The sequence below is a fragment of the Coxiella endosymbiont of Ornithodoros maritimus genome (assembly GCF_907164965.1).
Classification (GTDB): domain Bacteria; phylum Pseudomonadota; class Gammaproteobacteria; order Coxiellales; family Coxiellaceae; genus Coxiella.
The window spans coordinates 1-8593 of the sequence record NZ_CAJRAM010000006.1 but is presented as its reverse complement, the minus strand read 5'-3'; the positions used below and the strand labels follow the sequence as shown (position 1 = coordinate 8593).

The following is an 8593-nucleotide window of genomic DNA, read 5'->3' as shown; positions in this document are numbered from 1 at the left end:
CCCATGAACCCGATACCAATGGTTCGCGCCTCCACACGCTTCTATCAACCACACAAGCCACCTTAAGGCCTTGCCACAGTGGACACATATTGAGCGCCTAACCCCTCTCGTGTGGATCACCTTACCCCACTCATCAATCCCACACAGTTGAAAAACCCCTTTTGCAATAAATACCAACACCAAGTATTTTAATATCTTTCATGGCCCTGCTCCTTTTTTTAAAAATAGAAACTCTATGTTGGCGCATTATAACGCCCTCTTTAAGGAGGGGCACTTTTCATTAGGTTACTTGTTGAAAACCTACACTTCTAATCGCACCTTGACTCGAAATTGGACGTTTGCAGCCTTTCACATTAGGCACCTAAGTAGTTATGATTATAGTGCCGTGGGCCATCTAGGCGCAATGGGCACGAGGTTGACTAAAAAGATTGAATTTGTAATGGTCGCACCGTTAGGCGCAGTTCACGAAATTCTGAAAATTTAGCGCTATCTTCTGGTACTGGCAGCGGTGATCCTTTAAAAACGGCTACGCGAGCGGAACGGTCGAGGACTGAGTCGCCGCTGCTTCGCACGGTTTCTACATCCAAAACAGCTCCACCAGGAGCCAATCGAATCAACAAAATGCAAGACAAATTTTTATTTGCGCTTTCAGGGACAATCCATTGTTGTTGAATCGCTTTGATAATTTGCGCTTTATATTGATTCAGGATGCCTTGCATTTGAGCAGCGCGTGTTTTGGCAATTTGCATTTTTTCCTGCTGCACCTCTTGTTGCAATAACTTTTCTTGTAATTGCTGTTGTTTGGCGACTAACTGATTTTGCTTGGCTTCTCGTTGTTTTTTTAATGCGAGAATATTTTTTTGCTGCAGTGCTTTCTTTTCGGCTTCGCGTTTTAATTGCAATTGCCGAGCTTTTAAAGCGGCTAAGTGTTTTTGTACTACTATTTTCTGTTTTTTTAAAGCTAACTTTCGTTTCTGTTCTTGACGACGGGCTTCAAAAGCTGCTCGATTTTTTTCTTGTTTCATTTGATTAGTTTGATTATCAATAGCAGTTTGGCTCACAGCTATCGCCCGAATGATTTTGATGGGCCGATTAAATTTACTCGTTCGATAAGTTTCTGAGGAGGATAAATTAGAAAAAAGCGCTAGTAATAATAAGACGTGCAAAAAAATAGAAATACCAATGGAAACACGATAAGGCGTTGGTATTTTTATCATGGCTTTTTTCCTAGTAATTTTCTGAAAACATTTAATACTCGTATTATTGCTGTGGTTCTTTTTTCCCTCTTCCACTATTCTTCTGCGGCAAGCGGCAGAGGAATAGTGGAAAAGGGACACTCAGGTTTTTACAACTCTTTAGTGCAATCCGAATTCTTTTTCTAAAGTCCTAAAATACTGGAAATACTTTTTCAAATCCTCAAGTACTTGTTGTAATAAATTCCTATCTAACTGCGCGCCATATTTAGGATGGCCGTTAAGGTAATTTATCACATAATTACCATCAGGATAAATGCGCGTCGCTTGAGTTTTCGTCACGACAGCATAATCGCCGTAACTTCCCGCAATTAAATAAGGTCGAGTTTCATTAGAGAATAATGAACGTCCAAGCGTGTAATCTGCCAGGGAATTTTGACAACCAAAGATTTCTGTCATTAAAGTAGGCACAATATCATAATGTGTTATAAAATAGGAATAAATTTGTGGTTTTTTCCCCGGCCAGCAAACTAACAGGGGGACGTGTAGTTGATAAGGGATATAAGCACTGGCATGGGCCCAATAACCCATACGCTCATCATTAAGCTGTTCGCCATGATCCGCTGTAATAATGACAATAGTATTTTTTGATAAATGATGCGCTTTTAACGCATTGAGAACCTTGTGAACTTCACCATCAACAAAATAAGCCGCGTTATGATAACGATTAACGTAAAATTTTGGATCGGAACTGGGTGTTAAGGAAAAGGATCGCATTGATTAACCGCGGGTTGAAAGGGTTTATATTTTGGAGTCGCTTGTTCGCAATAATTATGCACCGCATCGTAAAAAAGAAAACTGAAAAAAGGCTGTTTTTTATTCCTTATTTTCAAAAAACGATTAAATTCTTTCGTGATAGCACGATCACGAACAATGGAATTATCCTCCGGTGTTTGCATCACTAAATGCTTTACTTCCCTGAAAATGGTTTTATCAAAGGGAGGATAATTCAAAGGCGCGCTGATGAAAATTCCCATCTCATAATTATTTTTTAAAAATTGATGGATCAGTAAGGGGCCGCGGCGCTGATTTAAAAATGCAGTCCAATAATTATCCGGCAACCCATAAAAATGAAATTAATCCTGGTTGGATGCAATTTCCTCCACTCCAATGATCCTTAAATTGCAGAGTTCGTTGCGCAAATTGATAAATATGCGGAGTGATGCTTTCATTCATTGAATCGTAACGCCACGTATCAATCCCGATAATCAATAATACATTCGGTAACTTTTTTGGGATTTTACATTGGAGAGGGTGAATAGGATATCGGAGAGGATGATTCAATTGCCGTACTTGGAAATAAATCTCTCCTTTAAAGGTTAAAACGTGTTGAATACTAGGGTCACCTGGCACTATCCAGACATAAATATCATTGAAATAAGGGAGCACACGCGCATCTTCTAAGACAATATGATTATCAACGGGACTAAAGCAATGGCGATAAGTCATCGCCGTTGCGACAAACATGCTACTGTATGATATCAAAAATACTAATATTAAACTGCTTGCAAAAATATAACCGCCGTAACCCTTTTTTTGTTTTACGATTCTGCGTTAAACGAAGAAGGCGATGAAATACTCGATAATTAACAAAACGGCAGTTACAGTTATTAGCAAAAACAGTTCGGTACTGGATAACGCAATAACTTGCGAAGCAGCACCAGCCCAAACGATCCGAAATTCTTCACTAAAATAATGCATGTGGTATAAATCGAAGGTTGCAATGTCGACGATTAGCGCAAAAATAAGCGCCGCTGCAAAAATAATAGCTAACGTAAAAGCAAGCTAAGGTCGCGGAATTATGCTAATAATTGCAATAACAATTAAGCAACAAAATAAAAAAACGATCGTAAGTTGGGTAATGAACGAAACGATTAGAAATATCCACGCCAAAGCCATGCCCACTCGCGTGATTCCGGCCATGAAATGAAAATCAGGCAAGACACGAACGTAACTAACTCCGATTAACAGGGCTAAAAATACATTAATTAAAAAAACCATCCCACCCAACGGTATAGGGCACGACGTGATTTAGTGAGTGAGTCAGTCATGATAATGATTTTTTCAGTTGTCCTCATTCTATGAGTGCAAGTTATAGTCGCATATCATAGAGTTTTAATGCATCATTATAGAAGATTTTTCTGCAACGGTAAATGAAGAAGGAATGAATCCTTGGCTAGGAATCAAGGGAAAATGAGGATCAATAATATGCAAATGACTGTCAAAAATAAGACATGTTTGCAAGTCAATCGGTCTATTTTTTATTACTTTCTTCTTTCGCAGCCGCATGGCTAATGGCTTTACCACTGGCTTGTAAATCTTGCCCAAAGCCGCGAATGGCATAACAGCCCGTCATGAACAAAAAAAGCGAGATGATTGAAAGAATAATTTTTAATCATGTTGCTAACATATCGACCCCAGTCTTAATAGTGTTTCAGAAAAAAGAATTTGGATGGCGCTAAAAAGGAGTTGTATAAACCCTCAGTGCCCCTCTCTCGCTTGTAGGAGAGGGTGAAGAACCGCGCAGGGCAGTTAGGTTCATTTAAACCCCCTCCTTTAACCACCTCCCCCTGGGGGAGGTGGTTAATACGTGCTTATGTTAAGCATATGACTGCGAAATTACTAGAATAAACTCACATCATCATTATCTAAAATATTTATTCAACACACCAAACACCTCGGAGAGCGTTTTCGCATTCAAGCTTGATCCTGGTATCGGCTTGCCAGCAGGATAAAGAATTGCATAATTCCCCGCCGGGTAAATGCGTGTCACCCAATTGGGTTTTACAATGGCATAATCGATGTAACTATTCGTAATCAGAAAGGGGCGCTGGCCTTTCTTGAGTACCGGTGTGCCAACGCTGTAATCAGTCGTTGGATTTTGGCAACCCAACACATTCTGCATTAGCGTTGCTACAATGTCGTAATGGCTCGTTCAATAATTGAAGACTTGCGGCTTTTTTTCGGGCCAGTAAATTATCATCGGCGTATGAATTTGCCACGGTGTATAGTCGCTCGCGTGCCCCCAATAATTTTGGTGACTTTCATTAAATTCTTCACCATGATCAGCCGTGATGATGACAATCGTATTTTTTAATAGGTGATGCGTTTTTAATGTTTGCAATACTTGACCTGTCAATGTATCATCAAAATGGCCGGCATTTCGATAGCGATTTAAATAAGGGAGAGGGTTGGTATTATTATTTAATAATAACCGGTTACACACTTTGACAGCCGGTTGAAAGGGCTGCGGGTAATTCGCTGACGATTCGTAATAATTATGGGTTTCATCATAAAAAACAAAGCTAAAAAAATGACGATTCGGATCTCGGTGATTAATGAAATTTTTAAACTTTTAAACTCATGCGTGAAGCATCGGTCGCGATCAAAAGATTCAGCACCTGGCGTATTAATCTGTAAATTTTTAACTTCACGAAACACTGTTTGATCAAAGGCCGGATAATGTAAGGAAGGGCTGCGAAAAATTCCCATTTGGTAATGATCCTGCAAGAATTGATGAATAAACACGGGCGAACGATGCTGTGCTAATACCGCTGACCAATAATTAGCAGGAATGCTATAAAATAGCGAAAATATTCCCGGCCGAGTGCAATTACCCCCACTAAAATTATTTTTAAACACCCATGCTTTTTTAGAAAAATTATAAATATTCGGAGTGACGTCGGGATTTAACATATCGAACCACCAAGCGTCCAAGGCAATAACCACAATATTATAGGGCTCCTGCGGCAATCGACATTGCAATGGATGTAACAGATAATTTAGTGATTTGACCACTTGCGAATTTTGCACAAAATAACCATCATCTCGCATTTGCGATTTTAATTCGGAATTTTTGCCTGGCAACAAAAAACCAAGAACAGTGTTGTAATAGGGAATGACTTGTGCCTCCATTACCAAAACGTGATCATTGCTTTTCGAGCTCGCGTCTTCCGTAACCGCCATGCTGCTGTTTAAGGTTAATGTATAAGACAAAAATAAACAGGCCGCAAAAACCACGCCCATCATCCCGCCATTCAACTTGGGCTTACGACAAACTTTATACCAAACGATAAACGCAATGAGTACTTCTAAAACTATTAATATTAACGCAAGGAAAGCGATGCTTGCCCATTCCACCCAAGATAATTCGAAAACCTGCGTAAACACTCCTGCACGAATAATCTGCCAAACGAGATCGGCAAGGTGGTAATGATAAAGATGGTAGATAATCGCATCAGCAATTAAAAAAAGTGCCGCGGCGGCAGCCATTAATACACCTTCCCCAGGCGAGGGCCCGGCGAGGAATGCATGAAATGAGAAGGAGGACAGGGATGCAACACAAAAAAGCAACTAAAGCCAATTACCCCAATAAACCCGTGAGCATAAACACACACCCTAAAATAACGCCGGCTCGGGTCATCAGAGGGATATTATTAAAATCAGGTAGATAAAGAAGATAATTGAGCCCGATAAGAAAATAAAGACAAAGTATCCACAACGAAAAACCACCCGCCCCAACGGTAGAGTTGCCGCCTGCTTGTAGCTTGATTCGCCATAATGGGCAAGAATAACCCAATAACCTTAAAAAAATATTAAAGAGACAAGCATTCGGCCCTTTAACCCTTTAAATATATGCTAAATTTAACTTAGTTCCCTACCAAGAGAAAAATATGGACAACAATTCGGAGGGACCACCATGAAAAAATTATTTATAATCATAATGATGCTCTTCTTTATAGGCGGTTTAGGTGCTTGCCAACAACAAGATCGTACGCGTGATAGACAAAATGGTGTTGTTACCACGCCCCACCCCGATGATCAGCAATAAAGATAATATGCAACGAAACGATAGCCGATCGGGCAGTGATAATTCAAGTACGTATTAATACGATTAAATGCTTCAGTATGAAAGAAATCTCGGCCGTTGATGTCCGATATTTCTTCATCTAAACACAGAAAGGACATTTTCAAGGAATACGTCTTCGGCTTGTCTACTTTTACGTGCTTTATATTCAACGATACCACGATCTAAACCCGACTCCCTGATTACCAATCGGTGAGGAATGCCGATTAGGTCCATGTCAGCAAAGATAACGCCCGGCCGCTCTTTACGATCATCCCATAACACTTCATAACCCGCATCGATTAATTCGTTGTAAAGCTTTTCACAAGCTTCTCGCACGCGATAAGACTTGTGCATACTAACGGGTATGAGTGCAATGAAAAATGGGGCCATTGGGGTTGGCCAGATGATGCCCCGCTCATCATGATTTTGTTCAATCGCGGCGGCGACGGTACGAGAAATGCCAATGCCGTAACAACCCATTTGAAGGTAACGACTTTTTCCGAACTCATCCACTACCATGGCATTCATTTTTCGGCTGTATTTATCGCCAAGCTGAAAAACTTGTCCCACCTCAATGCCATGCGTAAACCGCAACCGCCCTCTCCCATCGGGACTAATATCGCCTTCCACTGCTTTGCGAATATCGGCTACGAAACCCAAGTGCACATCCCGTTCCCAATTTACGTTTATCCAATGGAAATTGTCTTCGTTAGCCCCACAACTAAAATCGGCTAACTGGGCAGCGTCTCGATCAACAATAAAAGGGATCGGCAAATTAACAGGCCCCAAGGAACCGGGGCCACAGCCAATGGCTTCTCTAATTTCTTTTTCATCGGCGAACTGAAGTGGAAAAGCAACACCTGGCAAATACTGCGCCTTTACATCGTTTAACTCATGGTCCCCGCGCAAGATGAGTGCGATCAACGAAGATTCATCGCCTTTAACAACTAAAGTTTTGACCCCTTTTTCAGGCAGAATATTCGCTTTTTCCGCAAGCTGTTTAATAGTTCGAACGCCGGACGTTGTTATCTTTTTCATTTCAGCGCTAGGCTTCACTCGCTCGCCTTGGGGCGCTTGTGCAGCGGCTTTTTCAATGTTAGCAGCGTAATCGCTTTCGTCGCTATAGACCACCGTATCTTCACCAACGTCGGCGAGCACTTGAAATTCGTGCGAATAATCGCCCCCAATGGCCCCCGTATCCGCTAATACGGCGCGAAAATTTAATCCCAACCGGGTAAAAATTCGCCTATAAGCATCGAACATTTTTCCATAAGCCGCTTGCATGCCTTTTTCATCGAGATCGAAAGAGTACGCATCTTTCATCAAAAATTCACGTGAACGCATGACCCCAAATCGCGGGCGAATTTCATCACGAAACTTCGTTTGAATTTGGTAAAAATTAAGTGGAAGCTGCTTATAACTTTTCAGTTCCTGACGCGCAATATCGGTAATCACTTCTTCATGCGTAGGGCCAAAACAAAACCCATTCTCATGTCGATCCATAATCCTTAATAACTCAGTGCCGTAGGCCTCCCACCGACCCGACTCTTGCCACAAACTGGCTGGCTGAACGATAGGCATTAATAATTCCAAAGCGCCAGCGCGTTTCATTTCCTCCCGAACGACATTCGCCACTTTCTGCAAAACACGCAAACCTAACGGCAGCCATGTATAAAGACCACTTGCTAACTTTCGCAACATACCGGCACGAATCATTAACTGATGACTCACCAACACCGCATCTGCAGGCGTTTCTTTAACAGTTGCTAAAAAAAATTGACTCACTTTCATAGGCAAAAAAGTTTAGCATAATTTTGCATAATGCACGCCAGTTATTGAAATACTCTCGTCCGGCCATCAATTTCCTTTTCATCAATTACAGTTAAGCTGTCATAGCTAGTAGGCTCCTGCCACGGCAAGATCTCTTCTGATGGGTTTTTATCTTCAAAAAAACGGAAAGGATCCCTAGAGAAAGGCGGAGACGCAGGTTCTATATTTCCGCTTTGCAAACTATAACTTGATGAAAATTCTAATGACGGCTGATTGGAAAAATTAAAGGTAAATGAATGATCAGATAAAACAGTTATTGGCGAACTTATACTTGTGAGAATTTTCGTACCTCATTGTTTCCCCGGCTCATTTTTAGTGATAAAAAACCCCATTTAATTCCCCACAAGTCACAGTCATTTCAATTTTAGCCTTCGTCATTCTCGCTCAGGCGGGATCCAGGCACGCTGCGCAACGTGTGCACTGGATTCCCGCCTGCAGAATGCCTAGGCGTCAACTTAAGCATAAACCCCTAATGGCTGTAAAGTTGATGCTTCTCTTTCATTCACCTTGTTCCTTTCAAAGCTTCTTAACACAAGGGGCCTCTATCATTACCCACCCGTGGTGAAGCGTGAAAAACTTAAAAACCCGTCGTCCTCCCGCGGGGGCATCTGCTGTATTAATTGAAGCATACAAAACCTTCACGGCCGAGTCGGGAGGATCC

3 protein-coding genes and 4 pseudogenes are annotated in these 8593 nt (G+C 41.4%); all 7 read right to left on the bottom strand.

Annotated features, from left to right (window positions below):
• Nucleotides 1-202: pseudogene (locus OWO34_RS00375) on the bottom strand (IS110 family transposase); the annotation flags it as partial.
• Nucleotides 203-419: 217 nt separating this feature from the next.
• On the bottom strand, nt 420-1217 hold the full coding sequence (gene tolA, locus OWO34_RS00370; protein ID WP_267256153.1) for a cell envelope integrity protein TolA: 798 nt from the start codon (nt 1215-1217) through the stop codon (nt 420-422).
• A 138-nt stretch (nt 1218-1355) separates the two neighbouring features.
• Nucleotides 1356-3331, bottom strand: a pseudogene (locus tag OWO34_RS00365) (DUF3413 domain-containing protein).
• 176 nt (nt 3332-3507) lie between these two features.
• Nucleotides 3508-3642, bottom strand: a complete 135-nt coding sequence (locus tag OWO34_RS00360) for an entericidin A/B family lipoprotein (RefSeq protein WP_267256154.1) — start codon at nt 3640-3642, stop codon at nt 3508-3510.
• Between the two features lie 255 nt (nt 3643-3897).
• Nucleotides 3898-5821 (bottom strand): annotated as a pseudogene (locus OWO34_RS00355) (DUF3413 domain-containing protein).
• A 179-nt stretch (nt 5822-6000) separates the two neighbouring features.
• Nucleotides 6001-6202, bottom strand: a pseudogene (locus OWO34_RS00350) (hypothetical protein).
• Complete coding sequence (locus OWO34_RS00345) at nt 6199-7899, bottom strand: proline--tRNA ligase (protein WP_267256152.1); 1701 nt, start codon at nt 7897-7899, stop codon at nt 6199-6201. The pseudogene OWO34_RS00350 and the gene OWO34_RS00345 overlap by 4 nt, the downstream one beginning before the upstream one ends.
• Between the last annotated feature and the right edge of the window lie 694 nt (nt 7900-8593).